Source organism: Actinotalea ferrariae (assembly GCF_019733465.1).
GTDB lineage: Bacteria > Actinomycetota > Actinomycetes > Actinomycetales > Cellulomonadaceae > Actinotalea > Actinotalea ferrariae_A.
The window spans coordinates 1-19,413 of sequence record NZ_JACVQL010000010.1; the positions used below are offsets into that span (position 1 = coordinate 1).

Below are 19,413 nucleotides of genomic sequence, written 5' to 3' on the forward strand. Positions count from 1 at the left end.
GGCACAGGCCGAGGCCTCGGCCCCCGCGCCGCGCGTCGGCGCACGCCGCGTCGCCGAGCGGGTCGGGCCGGCGCCCGCGCCGCTCGACGTGCTGCGCGAGGTGTGGGGCTACGAGAGCTTCCGCGGTGAGCAGGCGGCCATCATCGACACGGTCGTCGCGGGCGGGGACGCCCTCGTGCTCATGCCGACCGGCTCGGGCAAGTCCCTCTGCTACCAGGTGCCGGCGCTCGTCCGGCCCGGCACAGGCGTCGTCGTCTCGCCGCTCATCGCGCTCATGCAGGACCAGGTGGACGCGCTGTCGGCCGCCGGCGTGCGCGCGGGCTTCCTCAACTCGACGCAGGACCCGGCGCAGCGCCGCGACGTCGAGCGCGCCTACGTCTCGGGCGAGCTGGACCTGCTCTACCTCGCGCCCGAGCGCCTGCGCGCGTCGTCGACCCTCGAGCTGCTCGACCGCGGCGAGATCGCGCTGTTCGCGATCGACGAGGCCCACTGCGTGTCCCAGTGGGGCCACGACTTCCGGCCCGACTACCTGCAGCTCTCGGTGCTGCACGAGCGCTGGCCGTCGGTCCCGCGCATCGCGCTCACGGCGACGGCGACCGAGGCGACCCACGCCGAGATCGCGCAGCGCCTCGACCTGCGCGAGGAGTCGGGCGCCAGGCACTTCGTCGCGAGCTTCGACCGGCCCAACATCCAGTACCGCATCGTCCCCAAGGCGAGCCCGCGCCAGCAGCTGCTCGACCTGCTGCGGACCGAGCACGCGGGCGACGCCGGCATCGTCTACTGCCTGAGCCGGGCGTCGGTCGAGCAGACGGCCGAGTTCCTCACGGCGCAGGGCATCACCGCGCTGCCGTACCACGCAGGTCTCGACCGGCGCGTGCGCGCCGCGAACCAGTCGCGGTTCCTGCGCGAGGACGGCCTCGTCATGGTCGCGACCATCGCGTTCGGCATGGGCATCGACAAGCCCGACGTGCGGTTCGTGGCGCACCTCGACCTGCCCAAGTCCGTCGAGGGCTACTACCAGGAGACCGGCCGCGCCGGACGCGACGGCCTGCCGTCGACGGCGTGGCTCGCCTACGGGCTGCAGGACGTCGTCCAGCAGCGCCGCATGATCGACACGTCGGAGGGCGACGCCGCCCACAAGCGCCGGCTGAGCGCACACCTCGACGCGATGCTCGCGCTGTGCGAGACCGTCTCGTGCCGGCGCGTGCAGCTGCTCGCGTACTTCGGCCAGACGTCCGAGCCGTGCGGCAACTGCGACACGTGCCTGTCCCCGCCGCAGACGTGGGACGGGACGGTCGCCGCGCAGAAGCTGCTCTCGACCGTCGTCCGCCTCGACCAGCGCGGGCAGCGCTACGGCGCCGGGCACCTCGTCGACATCCTGCTCGGGCGCGAGACGCCGCGCGTGCAGCAGCTCGGGCACACGGCGCTCAGCGTCTTCGGCGTCGGCACCGACCTGTCCGAGCCGGACTGGCGCGGCGTCGTGCGGCAGGTCCTCGCCCAGGGCCTGCTCGCGGTCGACGGCGACGGGTACGGCACGCTGCGGCTCACGGACGCCGGTGCGGAGGTGCTGCGCGGCGCGCGGCAGGTGCCGCTGCGGCGCGAGGCGGCCCGCGCGGCGCGGACGCGGTCCGGCCGCAAGGCGTCCGCCGCCGTCACGGGTCCTGAGCTGAGCGCCGCGGGGAACGACGTCTTCGAGCTGCTGCGGGCCTGGCGCGCCGCGACGGCGAAGGAGCAGGGCGTCCCGGCGTACGTCGTCTTCCACGACGCCACGCTGCGGGAGATCGCCGCGCGCCTGCCGCGCACGCTCGACGAGCTCGGCAGCGTGAGCGGCGTCGGGCGGGCCAAGCTCGAGCGGTACGGCCCGCAGCTCCTCGTCGCGCTCGGCGGCGACGACGCCGGGCAGGTCGACCGGGGGCGGGACGACGCGAGGCAGGACGACGCCGAGCACGGCGACGCTGAGCAGGACGACGTCGGGCAGGACGACGTCGGGCAGGACGACGTCGGGCAGGACGACACCGGGCAGAACGACACCGGGCAGAACGACGTCGGGCAGGGCGCGCCGGCCGACCGCCTGCCGCTCGGGTGACCGGCTGATGGCGCGCTGATGTCTGCGGTCCTCACCGCGCTCGGCACGATGGCCGCGATCGCGCTCGTCGGGTGGCTGCTCGCGCGCTGGCGCGCGCTCGGGCCGCATGCCGAGCAGGTGCTCGCGCGCGCGGTGTTCGTCATCGCCGCACCCAGCCTGCTCGCGGTGACGATCGCGCGGGCGGACCTCGGGCTGCTGCTCTCGCGGACCGCGCTCGTCATCGCGGCGAGCACGCTCGCCGTCGTCGTCGTCGCGGCCCTCGTGCTGCGGGTCGCGTGGCGGCGGCCGGCCGGCGAGGCGACCATCGGCACGCTCGCCGCGTCGTACGTCAACGCGGGCAACCTCGGGATCCCGATCGCGGTCTACCTGCTGGGCGACGCGGTCGCCGTCGTGCCGACGCTGCTGCTCCAGCTGCTCGTGCTCGCGCCCGTCGCCTTCACGATCCTCGACGCGGACGCCGACCGCCGGCGGGCGTCAGCGGCCGAGGTCGCGGCGGGCGAGGACGACGCCGACCTGGTCGCGGACGCGGCGGACATCGAGGTCGGCCATGCGCGCGCCGGCGTCGTGGGGCGCACCCGCCGCGTGGTCGGGCGCACGCTGCGGAACCCGATCATCATCGGCGCCCTCACGGGCGTGGTGCTGTCCGTGCTGCCGTGGGACGTGCCCGACGTCGTGCTGGAGCCGTTCCGCCTCATCGGCGCCGCGGCCGCGCCGCTCGCGCTGCTCACGTTCGGCATGTCGCTCGTCGGGCTCGGCCGCAACCGCGCCGACCGGAGCCGTCCGCGCGAGCTCGTGCTCGTGGTCGTCCTGCGGTCCGTGGTCCACCCGCTCCTCGCCGCGCTGCTCGGGCGGGCGCTCGGGCTGGACGGCGGTGAGCTGCTCGCCGTCGTCGCGATGGCTGCGCTGCCGACGGCGCAGAACGTGCTCGTCTACGCCGTCCAGTACGACCGCAGCCGCCCCCTGGCCCGCGACGCCGGCCTGGCGACGACCCTCCTGGCCGTCCCGGTCCTCCTGGCCATCGCCACCCTCCTCACGTGACGCGACCCACCCCCCGGACCCCACGGACCCCACCCACCTCCCTCCTCCCGGATGTGCGGAGCGTCGTGGGGCGACACGCCGCGCGTGTCGGTGACAGCGCTCCGCACATCGGCGTACGCGACGTCGGCCAGCGCACGTGCGGAGCGTAGTGGGACAACACGCCGCGCGTGTCGGTGACGACGCTCCGCACGTCCGAACACATCGGGGTACATGCGAGGGATGTCGGGGGCGGGACGATCGCGAGGGTCAGGGGGTCGGGCCAGCTTCGTGGTCAGAGGGTCAGGCCGAGCTCCGTGATGTCGACCCGACGGTCCTCCGCCATGGAGATGTTCGCCGCGAGGCCGACGGCGACCGAGCGGATGCCGTCGAGGTAGCCCGCGCGCCGGCCGAGCGGGTCGGGGCCCGTCCCGCGGAACACGTCGTGCAGCAGGAGCGCATCGCCGCCGCCGTGACCGCCGCGCTGGTTCACGATCTCGACCGGCTCGGCCTTCTCCCAGTGACGCTGGACCGTGAGCCGCTCGCCGTGCCGACGGACGTCGCTGTCGGCGGTGTCGTCGACCACGGAACTCGCGTCGAGCACGAGCCGCCCGTCGGGGCCCGGCAGCACGGCCGCGCGCTCGACGACCTCGAGCTCGGCGCGCCCCTCGGTGCCGTTGACGCTGACGCGGTACCCCTCCCACGGGCTGTGGGCGTTGAGCGAGTAGCTCATCACCGGCCCGCCCTGGTAGCCGACGAGCGCCGAGATGTTGTCCTCGATCGTGATGCCGGGTGCGAAGACGTCGCGGTCGCGCAGGTAGCCGTCGTGCTGCTCGGCGTCCCAGTAGAGCGCCTTGAGCTTGGGGTCGTTGCGCAGATCGAGCGCGAAGAAGTCCGTGCTCGGCGGGTCCACCGTGCCGCGCGGCGGCCGCTCGCCGAGCCCGCGCTCGGTCGCGTTGGCGTCCCCGTAGAACTTCAGCGCCCCCGACGCGACGACCCAGGCCGGCACGTCGTCGAGCCACCAGTTCATGAGGTCGAAGTGGTGCGTCGCCTTGTGCACCGCGAGGCCCGCGGAGTGCTCCTTCTCGCGGTGCCACCGGCGGAAGTAGTCGGCGCCGTGCATCGTGTCGAGGACCCACTCGAAGTGCACCGACGTCACGCGGCCGATGCGGCCCGACGCGATGACCTCCTTGAGCGCGGCGTTGCGCGGTGAGTAGCGGTAGTTGAACGTCATGACGATCGACCGGCCCGACTCCTCGACCGCGTCGACGATCCGGCGGCACCCCTCGGCCGTCGTCGTGAGCGGCTTCTCGAGGACGACGTCGGCCCCCGCGAGCAGCGCGCGCGAGGTCATCTCGGCATGCGTCCAGTCCGGGCTCGTGACGACGACGGCGTCGAGCCGCTCCTCGGCGATCATCCGCTCGAGGTCCGCGACGCCGTACCGCCGGGGCATCTCGGTCCGTCCCGCGCGCCGGACGAGCGAGTCCGCGAAGTCCGCGCGCGCCGGGTTGGGCTCGCACCACGCGACGAGCTCGCCGACCTCGGCGTGGTCACCGACGAGCGCCTCGACGTACATCTGGGACCGGGCGCCGGTCCCGACCACCGCGTAGCGACGCCGGGCGGGTCCGGCCTGCTCGTGCTGCATGTGTCTCCTCGTGGTTCGCGGCGGGCCGCGTGGTGTCGGCGCCGCCTGCGGTCGTCCGCCCGACGTGGGGCGGTGGTCGTGGGGGTCCGGCCGGGCGTCAGGGCAGCGCGGCGAACCCCTCGTGCCGGACGGTCCAGCCGTCGGGGAACCCGGGTGTCTCGCGCTCGGCGCCGTCCCAGCCCGCGACCATGAGCGCGACCGCCGCGAGCAGGCCGCCGTTGCCCGGCAGGTAGAGGGGCAGGTGGTCGGTCTGCCGGTTGTGGCCGTTGGGCAGGGACGTGTTCTTCGGCAGGTCCATGAGCAGCGCGTCGACGGCGGCCTGCGGGTCCCCGAGGCGCGTCGCCGTCATCGCGAGCGCCGGGTAGTCCCAGCCCCACGTGCTCGGCCAGTCCCAGTCGGCGAGCGCGGCGGCGAGCGTGGTGCGCACGACGTCGCGGTCGAGCAGGCCGGTCTCGGGCACGACGCCGAGGCCGTAGACCATCGACGGGTGGTCCTCGCGGATCGTGAACGGCTCGACGCCGATCGCCGGGTAGACGCCGTCCCGCACGAGCGGACGCACCATCCCCTCTGCGACCTCGGACCAGCGCGGCTCCGGCGCGAGGCCCACGTGCGCGCGCCACTGCTGGGCGACGCCCAGCGCCCACGCCCACTGCGCGAGCTCGAACGGCGGGTTGGTCGCGCGGTCCCGCAGGTGCGCGTAGGACTCTTGGGCCGGGACGAGCGGCGGGCCGAGCGCGAACCCGTCGGGGGTGGGCTCGACGACGTCGGCCATGAAGCGCGCCGTCTGGTCGACGAGGTCGGCGTAGCGGGCGGCGACGTCGGCGCGCGCCTCGGGCGGCGCGGCGCGGCGCAGCAGCTCGGCGAGGTGGATGACGTGGGGCTGCTGCCAGAGCAGGAAGGGACCGATGTGGCTCGGGCTCTCCTGCCCGTCCGGGGCGACCTGCTTGGGCCACCGGGCGCCGTCGTACCCCTGGAGCTTCGCCGTCTGCTGCGCGGCGGGCAGGGTGCGCTCGTACCAGCCCATGCTCCGTTCGAGCAGGTCCGGCCGGCCCCACATCGGGAAGTGCGCGCCGTGCCACCAGTGCATCTCGAGGTGGAACCGCCCGCGCCAGCTGTTGCACGTCAGGCCCGTCTCCTGCGGCGGCATGGAGCCCGCGCACTGGATGGCGGTGAGGTACTGGGAGAGGACGACGCGCCGCTCGAGCTCGGCGGCGCGCGGGTCGGTGCTCCCGGCCAGGTCGAGCGCGGCCCCGCGCTGCCAGAAGGCGGGCCAGTGCGCGCGCGTCGCGGCCAGGACGGCGTCGACGTCGAGCGCGTCGTCGAGCGCTCCGGGCGCGCGGTCGGGCGGCAGCACCTCGACGACGAGGTCCAGCACGCCGTCGGTGTGGACGACGACCTCGTGCCCGCTCGCCTCGACGTGCGCCGTCGTCCACAGCCGGACGACGTAGGTCGGGTCGTCGGCACCGTCGAAGAACCGGCGCACGACGGCGCCGTCGGGCCGGCGCTCGACGGCGGTCACGTGCGCGTCGGGCCGGGTCCAGTCCGCCGCGTTGCTCCACGACTCGGACCCGTAGGGGAACGCGAGCCGGATGCCGAGGTCGACCGGCTCGCCGAGCGAGGCGTGGTCCGGGGCCGTCGTCCCGCCCGGGGCCATGCGGACCGCGAGGGCGTCGCGCTCGGGGTGGCACGCCGTCGTCAGGTGCCGGGCGCCCAGCGTCACGTCGCTCTCGATGACGCCCGTCCACAGGTCGAGCTCCTGGCGGCACGGGCCGAGCCGTGCCGGCGAGGGTGCGCTCCAGGGCCCCGGCCCACCCGTGCCGGGACCCCCGAGCGCACCCTCGCCGTCCCCACCGGAGGCACCGTGCGCGGGCCGGTTCACCAGGCCGATCCGCACGAGGTCCAGCCGGTGGGGGTTGGCGCGCAGCCAGCGGGCGGACTCGTCGAGCGAGGAGTCGTCCGAGCCGTGCATCGGACGCGCGTCGACGTACGGCACCTCGCCCCGGGACGTCCGGTAGGGCCGTCGCGTCGCCGCGAGGTCCACGCCGTCCGGCCGTGGGGTGCTGTGCCATGCCCACTGCGACTGCGTGCCCAGCAACGTCCCGGGAGCACCACCTCCCGGGTCCGTCACGGGGTACTGGTCGGGGAGCGTCTGCAGGCCCGTGACGTCCACGGTCCAGCACACCTCCCCGTTGCCGACGGAGAGCGGGGAGGTGGGGTCGATGCCCGTCATCCGCACCGCGTGCCTGCGCACCACGGCCTCGCGGTCCACGCGCACCGATCCCCCTCCCCGCTCCGTCGTCACTCGTCCGTCATCCCGTCAGGACGTCGCCGTCGTCAGCTCGTTCACGAACTGCTCGCCGGCCTGCTCCGGCGTGAGCTGGCCGAACAGCACGCCGTCGTTGAGCCGGGTGAGGATGCCGACGCTCTCCGTCGACCCCGTCGGGCCGATGACGAAGTGGCCGTCGACGTGCTCCGACATGCGCTCGATGAAGTCGTACTCCGTCTGCTGCACGGGCGTGAGGTCGGCCGAGAGGTGCTCGCGGATCGCCGGGTTGGCCGGGATGCCGCGGTTGGCGCCGATGAAGTCGGCGGCCTCCGTGGAGTTCACGAGGAAGTCGACGAGCTTCGCCGCCGCCTCCGGGTGCTCGGAGTTGGCGCTGATCGTGTAGAGCTGCGACGCCTGGAGCCAGGTGCCCGGACCCTCGTGGTTCGACTCGCCGGGCGGCAGCAGCATGATCATGTCCTGGCCGGCCGCGGTGCTGTACGCGGTGAGCAGGTTCGACCAGCCGAACTTCATCGCGGCGAGGCCGCGGCCGATGAGCGTCTGCTCGGGCGCGGGCTGGCCGGCGAGCTCGGCGGTGAGGGCGGCGTCAGGCGTGGCGCCCGACTCCATGAGGCCGCTCGTCATCTCGAACCACTGCGTGACGACGTCGGGCTCGATGACGACGCCGTCCTCGTCGTAGAGGCCCTCGCCCGTGTGCTGGTTGGCGTAGAGGTCGAGGACGTCGGGCGACGTCGGGTCCTCCGCGCCGTAGGTGCCGTCGGGCGTGTTCGCGGAGATCTCGGCGGCGATGTCGGCGAAGTCGTCCCAGTCCCACGTCTCGTCGTCGGGCAGCTCGACGCCCGCGGCCTCGAACACGGCGGGGTTGACGACGAGCCCGAACGTGTTGACGCCCGTCGGCACGCCGTACTGGGTGTCGCTGAAGAAGCCGTTGGACAGCGCACCCTCGTCGAGCGCCGCCAGGTCGAGGTGGTCCGAGACCGTCTCAAGGTCGAGCAGCACGCCGCGGTCGCCGTACTCGCGCGGGTAGGCGCCGCCCATCGTGATGACGTCCGGCTCGTCGCCCGCGGCGACCGCGGTGGCGAGGCGGTCGAAGTAGGAGTTGAAGTCCACGGACTCCGTCTCGACCGTGATGTTCGGGTTGGCCTCCTCGAAGGCGTCGACCGCGGCGTTGGTCATCGCGGCGCGCTCCTCGTTGCCCCACCAGACGAAGCGGATCGTCACCTCCTCGTCGGGGTCGTAGGCCTCGGCCGACTCCTCGGGCTCGTCCGCGCCCTCGGCCGCGCCCGAGTCGCCCTGGCCGCACGCGGCGGTGAGCAGCAGGGCCCCCGCCGTCAGGCCGGCACCCAGGCCGCGGACCAGGCCGCTCCGCCGGGCGTTCCCTCGTGTGGATCGCATCGTCGTCCTCCCTGCCGCGTCCTTGCGGCGGTCGCGCCGCCCGTCCCGAAGGGCGTGCGGTTCGTGCTTCCAGTGTGCCCTGAATCGATTCATCCCGCCGAGGGCCGACGTCGTCCACCACCACGAATCCGATGGGGCCGCGCCGATCCGGCTGGCGTTTACACCGGTGTAAGAACACCACACCCCCCGCACCGGGTCAAGGCCCCACCCGCGGCCCATGGCCCGGGTCCGCGGTGCCCAAGCGCCACCGGCGTCCGGCCCTCCCGCTCCCACCGGTGTCCGGCCCTCCCCACCCAGCGTCCAGATGTTCGGACGCGAGCGGGCCCTCCCCCACCCGGTGTCCGGATGTTCGAACGCGAGCGGCCGTGCACCTGGATGAGTAGGCAACGCCTCCACGTGCACGGATGTTCGCCCGGCGGCATCGGGGCGGACGGCCGACGCGGGGGTCAGCGAGCTCGGCGGCGTCCGCGGCGCGGGGCGCGGGTGCGGCTGGGGCCCCCGTCAGGCGCCGGTGGACTCGCGCGGGACCAGGCGGTGGTCGGCAACGACCTCGACCGCACGGGACGTTCCGCCGTCGAGCCGCTCGAGCAGCAGCTCGACCGCGGTCCGGGCGATCTGGGTCCGGCCCGGGTCGACGGTCGTCAGGCTGGGGCGCGAGAAGCGCGCCTCCTCGATGTCGTCGAAGCCGACGACGGCGACGTCGTCCGGCACGCCGACGCCGCGCTCGTAGAGCACGCGCATCGCGCCCAGCGCAAGGACGTCGTTGAGCCCCACGACGGCGTCGAACGGCCGCCCGCGCTCGAGCAGCGACCTCATCGCGTCGGCGCCCGTGCCCCGCGTCCAGGTCGCGGCGTGGCCGACGAGCGCGTCGTCGAGCGCCAGCCCCGCCTCGGCGAGCGCGGCGCGCACGCCCGCCGTGCGCAGCGACCCGGCCCCCGTGCCGGACTCGTCGAAGCCGCCCACGACGGCGATGCGCCGCCGGCCCTGGGCGAGCAGGTGCTCGGTCACCGCCCGGGCGCCGTCGACGTTCGCCATCGCCACGTGCGGCACCTGGCTGTGCAGCGCGCGCTCGCCGAGCAGCACGATCGGGAAGTCGACCTCGAGCGCCGACGCGTCACCGCCGCGCAGCGCGAGCGGCGAGAAGATCAGGCCGTCCGTCATCCGCCGCCGGGCGCTGAAGAGCACCTCCATCTCGCGCTGCCGCAGCCCGCCCGTCTGCTCGATGAGCACGGTGTACCCGCGCGCCGCGGCCGCGTCGATGATCTCGTCGGACAGCTCCGCGAAGTACGGCAGGCTCAGCTCCGGCACCGCGAGCGTGACCATGCCCGTGCGCCCGAGGCTGAGGTTCCGGGCCGAGAAGTTCATCTGGTAGCCGAGCTGGTCGATCGCCGCGCGGACCCGGCGGCGCGTCGCCTCGCTCACGTAGGGGAAGTCGTTCACCACGTTGGAGACGGTCTTGACCGAGACGCCCGCCACGCGGGCGACGTCGCGCATCGTCGCGGACACCGCGCCTCCTTCCGGGCCTCTCGGCGCCGATCGAGCTCGTGCACCCGGCGAAGCCGTCGGCGCGTGAGCGGCACCAGTGTGGCACCGGCCGCTGGACACCCCCGACCGGCGCGCCTAGGGTCACGGTAACCGGTTACCGCTCGCGCGCTCGGCCCTCGCCGTGCAGCGACGTTCCCGACGGACCGGCACCTCGACGTGGAGGACGCATGCAGCAGCACATCCGGGTGGACGGCACGCGCCTGGTCGACGGCGACGGGCGGACCGTCCTCCTCCGTGGCGTCGGCCTCGGCGGCTGGATGACGATGGAGAACTTCATCACCGGGTACCCCGCGAGCGAGTCGCAGATGCGGCGCGCCGTCGGCCGCGTGCTCGGCCCGGAGGCGTCCGAGGCGTTCTTCGAGACGTTCCTCGACGAGTTCTTCGCCGACGCCGACGCCGCGCACCTCGCGTCGCTCGGGATGAACGCCGTGCGCATCCCGTTCTCGTACTTCCACCTCGAGGACGACGACGCGCCGTTCGAGATCAAGGAGAGCGGGCTGGCACGGCTCGAGCGCGTCGTGCACACGCTCGGCCGCCACGGCATCTGGTCGATCCTCGACCTGCACGCCGCGCCGGGGCGTCAGAACCAGCACTGGCACTCCGACAACCCGACGCACTTCGCCGAGTTCTGGAACCACCGGCACTTCCAGGACCGCGTCGTGCACCTGTGGGAGGTGCTGGCGGACCGGTTCAAGGACGAGCCGTGGGTGGCCGGCTACAACCCGCTCAACGAGCCGTCCGACGTCACGGGCGAGAAGATCGGCCCGTTCTACGCGCGCCTCGAGCGCGCGATCCGCGCGGTCGACCCGCACCACGTGCTGTTCCTGGACGGCAACCGGTACTCGACCGACTTCTCGATGTTCGCCGAGCCGTTCGACAACACCGTCTGGACCGCGCACGACTACGCCCTCCCGGGCATCGCCGCCGTGAGCCGCTACCCGGGCGAGACGCGCGGCCAGCACTTCGACCGAGCGACCGTCGAGGCGACCTTCCTGCGCCGCACCGAGGTCATGCGCGCCACCGGCACGCCGATCTGGGTCGGCGAGTTCGGCCCCATCTACACGGGCGACGCCGAGCGCGTCGACGGCGCCTACCGGCTGCTGCAGGACCAGCTCGACATCTACCGCGAGCACGGCGCGAGCTGGAGCCTGTGGACCTACAAGGACGTCGGCAGCCAGGGGCTCGTCACGACGGATCCCGCGTCGCCGTACATGGAGCGCATCCGGCCGGCGCTCGAGAAGAAGAACCGGCTCGGCACCGACTCGTGGGGCGGCAGCGACGCGCACACGCGCGACGTCCTCGACCCGATCGAGGCGCTCTTCGCGCGCGAGTTCCCCGACTTCGACCCCTACCCGTGGGGCGCGCGCCAGTGGGTCAACGTGCTCGTGCGGCACATCCTGCTCGCCGAGCCGCTGGTCGACGAGTACGCGCGCTGCTTCACCGGCCTGAGCGCCGACGGCGCCGCCGAGCTCGCTCGGTCCTTCGCGTTCGACAACTGCATCGAGCGGGAGCGCCTGAGCGCGGTGCTGCGCGGCCACCTCCTCTGAGGCGACGCCGGGCCGCCCGCCCTCACCGGCACGGCGGGCGTCCGGCGCCGGCGCGTATTTCAACCGAATGGTTGACGAGCCGCCCTGCGCGGCGTAGCGTCCATCTCAACCGAACGGTTGACGATTGGAACCACGCATGGCGGCCGACCAGCTCTCCCGGGTCTTCGCGGCACTCGCCGACCCGACCCGGCGGGACATGGTCGCCCGCCTCACCCTCGCCGACGCGACCGTCGGTGAGCTCGCCGAGCCCTACGACGTGAGCGTCCAGGCGGTCTCGAAGCACGTGCGCGTGCTCGAGGACGCAGGGCTCGTCACCCGGCCCGCGACCGCGGGCCGGCCTCCCGTCCACCTCGAGGCGGAGGTCTTCGACCTCATGACGAAGTGGATCGAGCGCTACCGGCAGCAGGCCGAGGAGCGCTACCGCCGCCTCGACGACGTCCTGGCGGCCATGCCCGACGACGAGCCGGGTGCACCTCCCGCCGGTCCCACGGGGACGACGGCGACCGCTTCCACGAGCCCGCAGGAGCACTGACATGACCACGACCACCCGCGAGACCACCGTCACCGCCGACCCGGACGTCCCGCTCGTCCGCGTCGTGCGGGAGTTCGACGCACCGCCCGAGAAGGTGTTCCGCGCCCACACCGACCCGGACCTCCTCGTGCAGTGGTTCGGGCCCCGCGGCACGGAGACGCGCTACGAGCAGTTCGACGCGACCACGGGCGGCACCTACCGCTGCGTGCACGTGAGCGAGGGTCAGGAGATGGGCGCACAGGGCTGCTTCCACGAGGTCCGCGCGCCCGAGAGCATCGTCCAGACGTTCAGCCTCGACGCCTTCCCCGACGGGGTCGCGCTCGAGCGGTACACCTTCGAGCGGCTCGAGGGTGACCGGACGAGGCTCACCGTGACCACGCTCGTCGACTCGTTCGAGACCCGCGACCAGATCGTCGCGAGCGGCATGGAGCACGGGGTCCGCGAGGGCTTCGAGCGCCTCGACGACCTCCTGGCGTCGTGAACGCCGTCGCGGCCGAGGCCGCCCGCACGCGCCCGCACCGCGCGGTCACCGTCGCCCTCTGGGCGGTGCAGGTCGTCCTCGCGTTCGTGATCGGCAGCGGCGGGGCGATGAAGCTCGCGGCCGACCCGGTGATGGTCCAGATGTTCGACGACATCGGCGCGGGTCAGTGGTTCCGCGTCGTCGTCGGGGCGCTGGAGGTCGCCGGGGCCGTCGGCCTGCTCGTCCCCCGGCTCGCCACCTGGGCGGCCGCAGGGCTGGCGCTCCTGCTGCTCGGCGCCACGATCACCAACCTCGCGGTGCTCCACGCCGACCCGGCGATGTCCGCCGCGCTCATGGTGACCGCGGCCGTGGTCGTCGTCGTGCGGCGACGCCGGCGCCCACCGGCCTGACGGCCGGGCGGAACCGTCCAAACCCGGGCACTTCCCCTGTCCAGGACGGCCGACGGCGGTTACGGTGACCGCGTGCGACGGGGCACGTGCGGGACCGGCAGAGGGTGAACTCTCTCAGGCCGGTCACGCGTCGGGCCGATGAGGTGAAGGTCGCACACCGCGTCGTCACCGATCGGAGCCCCCCATGGACCTCGCCGCCGCACTGGCCACCATCGAGGACGAGCCGCGCCGGCGGAGTCTGCTCCCGCTGCTGGTGGCAGCGCTGGTGGTCGCCGCCGTGGGCGTCCAGTCCGACGGGCTCTCGGTCGTGGCGATCCTCGCGGCCGCCTGGGTCGCGTCGGTCGTCGTGAAGCGCCAGCACGAGCGCGAGGTCGTCCGCCGTGGTCGCGTCGGAGACGCCGTCGCGGCGTTCCTCCAGGTGGAGCACGGTCTGGCCGTGGACGGCCCGGTCTGCGTGCACCTGCGCGGCGCGCACCTCGCGGCGCTCGACGGCGCCGGCTCCCGCCGCACGGTCGACGTCCGCTGGACGGCCCTCGCGGGCCGCGACGGCCACCCGCCGGTGGCGATCGCCGGGCCGGTCGAGGTCCGCCTCGCCACCGTGGTGCCCGTCGTCCCGGCCTGACGCACCCCTTCCCTCGCACGACGACTTCCCGCGCACGACGACGCCCCGCCCTCGGCCTGAGCCGGGAGCGGGGCGTCGTCGTCGTGCGGGTCAGGCGTCGCCCAGCGCCTCCTTGAGGCGGACGCGGCCGCTGAACCGCAGCAGCGAGCGGGAGTAGATCCGCGCGCCGAGCGCGATGACACCCACGCAGGCGATCGCGAGCAGCAGGAGCGACGCGAGCGGCTCCCACCACGCGGCCTCGCCGAGGAAGAGCCGCACCGGCATCGCGACCGGGGCGCTGAACGGCACGTACGAGGCGATCGTCAGCACGAGCGGGTTGTCGTTGAAGAAGACGATGACGAAGTACGGCGCCATGGTCAGCATCATCACGGGCGAGAGCACCGGGCCGGTGTCCTCGATCCGCGAGACGAGCGACGCGCTCGAGGCGAACACCGCCGCGAGGAGCACGAAGCCCAGGATGAAGAAGATGATGAACCACGCGATCGGTCCGCCCAGGGCGCTGAGCAGCTCGTCCTGACCCGTCGCGACCGTGCCGATGACGGCGACCGCGGCGAGCGCCGCCGTCTGGCCGAGCGCGAGCGCGCTGTTGCCGAGGATCTTGCCGGCGAGCAGTGCGCGGGCCGGGACGGTCGACAGCAGGATCTCCACGACGCGGGACTGCTTCTCCTGCACGGTGTTCTGCGCGATCGTCGAGCCGAACGTCATCGCGGCCATCATGAACACGAGCCCGAACCCGAAGGACACGAGGTAGCGCAGGCCTTCGTCCGTCTCGGCCTCCTCGAGCAGCTCGACCTCCGGCACCACGGACAGCGCGCCCATGACCTCGCCGGGCGCCTCGGTGAGCGCGACGACCGTGTAGCCGGTCGGGTTGTCGTCGGTGAGGACCGCGGCCGCGACCTCCTCGGACTCGACGAGCTCGCGCGCCTCCTGCGCGTTCTCGACCGGGACGCCCTCGAGCGTCTCGATGCCGCGGACGACGTCGGCCGTCGCGGGCACGACGGCGACGCGCGTCGGCTCGCTGCGGCCCGCGAAGACGGACCCGAGCACGATGGACGCGAGCACCGCGAGCAGCAGCACGCCGGTCGAGATGAGGAACGACTTGCTGCGGACCTGGGTGAGGATCTCGCGCTCGGCGACCATGAGCGTCGCAGGCACGACGCCGGGCACGGGCGGGCGCGGGCGGCCGTCGGCCGTGGTGCGGGCGGGGCTGGGGGTCGGGGTGCTCATCGGACGGCCTCGCTCTCGGTGCGGGTGGTGCCGGACGGCGTGCCGCCGGCCCCGGTGCTGTCGTCGTCGCCCTCGACCTCGTCGCGGACGATGTCGCGGAAGATCTCCGCGAGGGTGGGGCGCACGGGTGCGAACTTGCGCACGGGCGCCTGGTCGAGCGCGGTGCGCAGCACGCGCTGCGCAGCGGCCTCGTCGGCGTCGAAGAGCGCCCAGCCGCCGTCGAACTCGACGACGCTCACGCCGGGCTCCGTGCGCAGCCAGCCCATGTCGCCGCCCGAGTCGATGACGTAGCGCGGCTCGGCGAACGACTCACGCAGCTCGTCGCGCGGACCGGCGGCGCGGATCCGGCCGCCGGCGATGACGACGACGTCGTCGCACAGCCGCTCGACGACGTCGAGCTGGTGCGAGCTGAAGAGCACGGGCACGCCCTGCGCGGCGGTCTCGGCGAGGACCGACACGACGGTGTCGACCGCCATCGGGTCCAGGCCCGAGAACGGCTCGTCGAGGATGAGCACCTCGGGCTCGTGCACGAGCGCCGCGGCGATCTGCACGCGCTGCTGGTTGCCGAGCGAGAGGTCCTCGAGCGCGTCGTCGGCGCGTGCGCCGAGGTCGAGCCGCTCGAGCAGGTCACGCGCCCGCCGGTCCGCCGTGCGGCGGTCGTAGCCGTGCAGCCGGGCGAGGTACGCGAGCTGCTCGGCGGCCTTCATCTTCGGGTAGAGGCCGCGCTCCTCGGGCATGTAGCCGAAGTGCCGGCGGGCCTCGTCCCCGAGCGGGGCGCCGTCGAGCGTGACGGTCCCCGAGTCGGACGAGAGGACGCCGAGGATGATCCGCATCGTCGTGGTCTTGCCGGCGCCGTTTCCGCCGACGAAGCCCGTGAGCTTGCCGCGCTCGACCGAGAAGCCGACGTCGTCGAGCACGAGCCGGTCCCCGAAGGACCGGTGGATGCCGTCCAGCCTGAGCATGTCTCCCCCTGGGGGTCACGTTCCGCGGGGCCACCCCGCGACGTGCTCAACGCTAGGCAGCCGCGGCCGACGGCGGCTCAGGCGCGAGGCTGATCGTGCGCCTCCCCCGCGCGGTGGAGGGACGGCCGCACGCTCCGCCGCGCGGCGGCGCACTCCGCCCGAGGGCGGCCCTCAGCCGCCCACGAGGCCGTGCTCGTACGCGAACACCACGGCCTGGACCCGGTCGCGCAGCGACAGCTTCATGAGCACGTTCGAGACGTGCGTCTTGACCGTCGCGCGGCCGAGGAACAGCTCGCCCGCGATCTCGTCGTTGGTCAGCCCGTGCGCGAGGAGCACGAGCACCTCGCGCTCCCGGTCCGTGAGGGACGCGACGGCTGCGGCGCTCTCGTCGGTGCCGCCGTTCGCAGTGCCGCCGCCCGCCGCCGGGCGCTCCTCGTCGGCGGCCTCCCCGCCGCGACGCGCCTGCACGGCACGCGCGATGACGGCGCGCGTGACCTCGGGCGCGAGCAGCGCGTCGCCCGCCGCGACCGCGCGCACGCCCGCGACGAGCTGCTCGGGTCGCGAGTTCTTCAGCAGGAAGCCCGACGCCCCGGCCTCGAGCGCCTCGGCGAGGTAGTCGTCGCGGTGGAACGTGGTGAGGATGAGGATTCCTGCACGCACCTGCGGGTCGGCCGTGATCAGGCGCGTCGCCTCGAGCCCGTCCATGTCCGGCATCTGCACGTCCATGCAGATGACGTCGGGCTGGAGCGAGCGCGCGAGCTCGACGGCGCGCCGGCCGGACGACGCCTCGCCGACCACCTCGAGGTCGGGCTGGAGGCCGAGGATGGTGCCGATGCCGGCGCGGACCAGCTCCTGGTCGTCCACGAGCAGCACGCGGAAGGGGCGGTCGGTCGCCTCGGTGGTCACTGGTCCTCCTGGGTGGTGCGGGCCTCGAGCGGGATGTACGCACGCACGAGGAAGCCGCCACGGCCGCGCGGGCCGGCGTCGAGCGTGCCGCCGTCGGCCGCGACGCGCTCGCGCATGCCGAGCAGCCCGAGGCCCGACGACGCGGCGACCCCGCGGCGCACGCCGGCGCCGTCGTCGGCCACCTCGAGCTCGACGGCGTCGCCGAGGTAGCGCAGGCGGACGTCCGCGTGCGCGCCGACGCCGCCGTGCTTGCGGGAGTTGGTGAGCGCCTCCTGGGCGATCCGGTACAGGTTGAGCGAGACGAGCGGTGGCAGCGGCACCGGGTCGCCGACGACCTGGAACGTCGCGGGCAGGCCGACCTCGGTGGACTGCGCGACGAGCTCGGGGATCCGGTCGACCGTGAGCGAGCCCACGTGGTCGCGCGAGCCGATCTCGGGCGGCGCCCCGACGCCGCCCGGCGTCACGCCCTCGCGCGGCGCCTCGCGGAGCGTGCCGAGCACGCCCTGGAGCTCGGCGATGCTCTGCCGCGCCGACTCCTCGACCTGCTCGAGCGCGGCCGCGGCGCGGCTCGCGTCCGTGCCGATCAGCGCCCGGGCGGCCGCCGCCTGGATGCCCATCATCGAGACGTGGTGCGCGACGGCGTCGTGCAGCTCACGCGCGAGGCGCAGCCGCTCGAGCGTGACGGCCTGGCGCTCGACGACCTGGCGCTCGAGCTGCAGCAGGCGTCCGCGGTAGGCGGTGCGCGCGCGCTCGCGCGCCGACGCCCAGGCGTGGTTGCCGAACCACGCGGCGCCCGCGAAGTAGAGGACGTTCGTCAGCAGCTGGATGAGCATGTAGGCGACGAACGGCGAGAACGCACCCGCGCGCGACAGGCCGGGCAGCGCCTCGGGGTCGGTGGCGCTGCGGAAGATGCTCACGACGAGCCACGCGAACATCCCGACGACGACGACCGTGCGGACGACGGTCGCGCGTCGGCGGTCCGGGTCCCACGCGCCGACCGTGTACAGCGCCATGAACAGGGCGATGTTGAGGAAGAGCGTCTCGGGGACCATGAGCTCGCCCGCCACGACGAACGCCACCGAGATGACGACGGTGACCGCGGACGGCCAGCGGCGGCGCACCGCGAGCGGCACCGTCGCACCCGCGAGGCACAGCACCGACACCCAGCCGGCTGCGGGGTCGTCGTAGATGCCCGCGGTCCGCAGCAGGGCCATGCTCAGCACCGCTCCGACCAGGAGCGCGCCCGCGAGCAGCGCGTCGCCGCGCAGCTGGTCCGCGCTCGGCGGCGGCCGGTGCCAGCCGGGCGCGTCCGGGTCGAGCGCCGGGGCGCCGGTCCGCGTCGGACCCGACACGACCTGGGCGACGGCGGGGCGCACGGCGGTCAGGGAGCGGTCCACGGCGTTCACCGTAGTCGCCGGTCACGACGCTCCGGTGCCTGCAGGGCGCATGCAGCGCGCATGCAGGGTCCGCGCGCGGGGCGCGCGACGAGTGCGCGTGACCACCGCCACCCTCAAGCCCGCGCCGGGCCGGCCGATGACCCTGTGGGCCCGCGACGCGGACCCCCACCCGCACAGCTCACCAGCCTGCGGGCCGACACCACGCCGGCGAACCCGCCGGACGACGGAGCACCATGCACGCCGCCACGGAGACCATCGGACTGATGGCCTCGCTGACCTCGTTCCTCCTCTGGATCCCGCAGGGCACCCGCGTCTGGAAGGCGCGCCGCACGCCCGAGGAGCTGCGCGGCATCGCGCTGAGCACCCAGGTGATCTCGCTCGCCGGCTCGGCCCTGTGGCTCGCGTACGCCGTGCTCATCGGCTCGTTCTGGCTCGGCGCCCCCGTGGTCGTCAACGGGCCTATCGCGATCATGACCCTCGTCGTCCTCGTGCGCGGACGACGCGCCCTCGCCGCCGCCGCACCGGCGCCCGACGCTTCCGTCGTCACGGCCACCGCCGTCGACGCACCCGAGCGGCTGGTCGACGCACCCGAGCGGCTGGCGGAGACCGACGCGGCCGCGCCGGCCCCGGCTGCCACGGATCAGGTTGCGCTCGCGGCCTGACGGCGCGCCGCCCCGGGTGATTTCCACGTGGACGACACATGTGGACGTTCACATCCGCGGCCGGCGTGCCGATGAGGACGGCATGTCGGCGATGACGGTGACCTCGTTCCACGGTCCGCTCGCGCCCCCGGCCGGACCCGCGCTGACGCTGGTCGCCGGAGCGGTCGAGGGATCGTCCCCCGTGCCGTGCGCTGCGCGGCCCTCGACGGGGTTCGTCCACCGCGACGGCCGGTGCCAGTGCTTCGCCGGCGGTCCCGCGCCCGAGTTCGCGCCGTCGCGGCAGCCCGCCGCGATGCACGGGCTGCACGCGGTCCGCCCGCACCTCACCGTCGCCCACTGACGCGACTCCCCGTGCGGGCCGCCGTCGCGCGGAACGCCGTCGTGCGGAGCGTCGTCGTGCGGAGCCCCGTCGTTCAGGACGACCTCGTGCGGAGCGCCGTCGTGCGACTCGCCGGCGTGTCCGGTCACGGCACTCCGCGGGTCCACGGAGACCTCAGCGGGTGAGTCGGGCCTCCGCCTCGGCCCACCGGTCCTCGCCGACGCCGCCGTCGCCCGGCTCGTAGCGCACCAGGTCCTGCCCGCGCGCGCCGACGGCGCGGAGCGCCGCGAGGTCGCCCTCGAGCACGCCCGCGCCTCGCGCCTGGACCAGCACGTTGCCGAGGGCGGCCGCCTCGACCGGCCCGGCGACGACCGGGAGCCCGGTCGCGTCGGCCGTGAGC

17 protein-coding genes and 1 pseudogene are annotated in these 19,413 nt (G+C 74.2%); 9 read left to right on the forward strand and 9 right to left on the reverse strand.

What is annotated here, in order from left to right:
* Both recQ and ICW40_RS00890 read left to right on the forward strand, forming a co-directional pair.
* Window positions 1–2,086: DNA helicase RecQ (gene recQ / locus ICW40_RS00885; protein ID WP_374199115.1), on the forward strand; the 2,086-nt coding region annotated here is incomplete at its 5' end.
* An 18-nt stretch (window positions 2,087–2,104) separates the two neighbouring features.
* Window positions 2,105–3,124, forward strand: coding sequence for an AEC family transporter (locus ICW40_RS00890; RefSeq protein ID WP_221651909.1), 1,020 nt, complete (start codon window positions 2,105–2,107; stop codon window positions 3,122–3,124).
* 271 nt (window positions 3,125–3,395) lie between these two features.
* Here ICW40_RS00890 and ICW40_RS00895 read toward each other — a convergent pair whose 3' ends face one another.
* From ICW40_RS00895 to ICW40_RS00910, 4 genes are all read right to left on the reverse strand, one after another.
* Complete coding sequence (locus tag ICW40_RS00895) at window positions 3,396–4,745, reverse strand: Gfo/Idh/MocA family protein (RefSeq protein WP_221651910.1); 1,350 nt, start codon at window positions 4,743–4,745, stop codon at window positions 3,396–3,398.
* A 97-nt stretch (window positions 4,746–4,842) separates the two neighbouring features.
* Complete coding sequence (locus tag ICW40_RS00900) at window positions 4,843–7,014, reverse strand: hypothetical protein (protein ID WP_308121542.1); 2,172 nt, start codon at window positions 7,012–7,014, stop codon at window positions 4,843–4,845.
* Between the two features lie 48 nt (window positions 7,015–7,062).
* Window positions 7,063–8,424, reverse strand: a complete 1,362-nt coding sequence (locus ICW40_RS00905; protein WP_221651912.1) for an ABC transporter substrate-binding protein — start codon at window positions 8,422–8,424, stop codon at window positions 7,063–7,065.
* Between the two features lie 501 nt (window positions 8,425–8,925).
* A complete protein-coding gene (locus ICW40_RS00910; protein WP_308121543.1) occupies window positions 8,926–9,930 on the reverse strand; it encodes a LacI family DNA-binding transcriptional regulator in 1,005 nt (334 codons plus the stop codon).
* Between the two features lie 206 nt (window positions 9,931–10,136).
* Between ICW40_RS00910 and ICW40_RS00915 the strand changes: the two genes are divergently transcribed.
* From ICW40_RS00915 to ICW40_RS00935, 5 genes are all read left to right on the forward strand, one after another.
* Window positions 10,137–11,516 carry a glycoside hydrolase family 5 protein gene (locus ICW40_RS00915; RefSeq protein ID WP_221651913.1) on the forward strand — a complete coding sequence of 460 codons (1,380 nt, stop codon included), beginning with the start codon at window positions 10,137–10,139 and terminating at the stop codon, window positions 11,514–11,516.
* Window positions 11,517–11,652: 136 nt separating this feature from the next.
* Window positions 11,653–12,048 (forward strand): ArsR/SmtB family transcription factor, encoded by a 396-nt coding sequence (locus ICW40_RS00920; RefSeq protein ID WP_221651914.1) that lies wholly within the window; start codon window positions 11,653–11,655, stop codon window positions 12,046–12,048.
* 1 nt (window position 12,049) lies between these two features.
* Entirely contained in the window at window positions 12,050–12,529 is a 480-nt protein-coding gene (locus ICW40_RS00925; protein ID WP_221651915.1) for an SRPBCC family protein, read from the forward strand.
* On the forward strand, window positions 12,526–12,918 hold the full coding sequence (locus tag ICW40_RS00930) for a DoxX family protein (RefSeq protein WP_308121545.1): 393 nt from the start codon (window positions 12,526–12,528) through the stop codon (window positions 12,916–12,918). Before ICW40_RS00925 ends, ICW40_RS00930 begins: the two co-directional genes overlap by 4 nt.
* Window positions 12,919–13,102: 184 nt before the next feature.
* On the forward strand, window positions 13,103–13,540 hold the full coding sequence (locus tag ICW40_RS00935) for a hypothetical protein (protein ID WP_221651916.1): 438 nt from the start codon (window positions 13,103–13,105) through the stop codon (window positions 13,538–13,540).
* A 90-nt stretch (window positions 13,541–13,630) separates the two neighbouring features.
* Here the strand turns inward: ICW40_RS00935 and ICW40_RS00940 are convergent, their stop codons facing one another.
* The 4 genes from ICW40_RS00940 to ICW40_RS00955 form a co-directional block, all read right to left on the reverse strand.
* Window positions 13,631–14,767 (reverse strand): ABC transporter permease, encoded by a 1,137-nt coding sequence (locus tag ICW40_RS00940; RefSeq protein WP_221651917.1) that lies wholly within the window; start codon window positions 14,765–14,767, stop codon window positions 13,631–13,633.
* A complete protein-coding gene (locus ICW40_RS00945) occupies window positions 14,764–15,729 on the reverse strand; it encodes an ABC transporter ATP-binding protein (protein WP_221651918.1) in 966 nt (321 codons plus the stop codon). The genes ICW40_RS00940 and ICW40_RS00945 overlap by 4 nt, the downstream gene beginning before the upstream one ends.
* 171 nt (window positions 15,730–15,900) lie before the next feature.
* Entirely contained in the window at window positions 15,901–16,635 is a 735-nt protein-coding gene (locus ICW40_RS00950; protein WP_221651919.1) for a response regulator, read from the reverse strand.
* Complete coding sequence (locus tag ICW40_RS00955; protein ID WP_308121546.1) at window positions 16,632–18,032, reverse strand: sensor histidine kinase; 1,401 nt, start codon at window positions 18,030–18,032, stop codon at window positions 16,632–16,634. The genes ICW40_RS00950 and ICW40_RS00955 overlap by 4 nt, the downstream gene beginning before the upstream one ends.
* Window positions 18,033–18,295: 263 nt before the next feature.
* On the opposite strand from ICW40_RS00955, the gene ICW40_RS00960 reads away from it, so the two are divergent.
* A complete protein-coding gene (locus ICW40_RS00960) occupies window positions 18,296–18,694 on the forward strand; it encodes a hypothetical protein (RefSeq protein ID WP_221651920.1) in 399 nt (132 codons plus the stop codon).
* 82 nt (window positions 18,695–18,776) lie between these two features.
* Window positions 18,777–19,034 carry a hypothetical protein gene (locus ICW40_RS00965; protein ID WP_221651921.1) on the forward strand — a complete coding sequence of 86 codons (258 nt, stop codon included), beginning with the start codon at window positions 18,777–18,779 and terminating at the stop codon, window positions 19,032–19,034.
* A gap of 153 nt (window positions 19,035–19,187) precedes the next feature.
* Here the strand turns inward: ICW40_RS00965 and ICW40_RS00970 are convergent.
* Window positions 19,188–19,413: pseudogene (locus tag ICW40_RS00970) on the reverse strand (rhamnulokinase); the annotation flags it as partial.

Bases quoted from the DNA above. Each gene is read 5' to 3' on its own strand.
- ICW40_RS00890 (WP_221651909.1), top strand. From the start codon at position 2,105: ATGTCTGCGGTCCTCACCGCGCTCGGCACGATGGCCGCGATCGCGCTC.
- ICW40_RS00895 (WP_221651910.1), bottom strand. From the start codon at position 4,745: ATGCAGCACGAGCAGGCCGGACCCGCCCGGCGTCGCTACGCGGTGGTC.
- ICW40_RS00905 (WP_221651912.1), bottom strand. From the start codon at position 8,424: ATGCGATCCACACGAGGGAACGCCCGGCGGAGCGGCCTGGTCCGCGGC.
- ICW40_RS00915 (WP_221651913.1), top strand. From the start codon at position 10,137: ATGCAGCAGCACATCCGGGTGGACGGCACGCGCCTGGTCGACGGCGAC.
- ICW40_RS00920 (WP_221651914.1), top strand. From the start codon at position 11,653: ATGGCGGCCGACCAGCTCTCCCGGGTCTTCGCGGCACTCGCCGACCCG.
- ICW40_RS00925 (WP_221651915.1), top strand. From the start codon at position 12,050: ATGACCACGACCACCCGCGAGACCACCGTCACCGCCGACCCGGACGTC.
- ICW40_RS00935 (WP_221651916.1), top strand. From the start codon at position 13,103: ATGGACCTCGCCGCCGCACTGGCCACCATCGAGGACGAGCCGCGCCGG.
- ICW40_RS00940 (WP_221651917.1), bottom strand. From the start codon at position 14,767: ATGAGCACCCCGACCCCCAGCCCCGCCCGCACCACGGCCGACGGCCGC.
- ICW40_RS00945 (WP_221651918.1), bottom strand. From the start codon at position 15,729: ATGCTCAGGCTGGACGGCATCCACCGGTCCTTCGGGGACCGGCTCGTG.
- ICW40_RS00960 (WP_221651920.1), top strand. From the start codon at position 18,296: ATGGCCTCGCTGACCTCGTTCCTCCTCTGGATCCCGCAGGGCACCCGC.
- ICW40_RS00965 (WP_221651921.1), top strand. From the start codon at position 18,777: ATGTCGGCGATGACGGTGACCTCGTTCCACGGTCCGCTCGCGCCCCCG.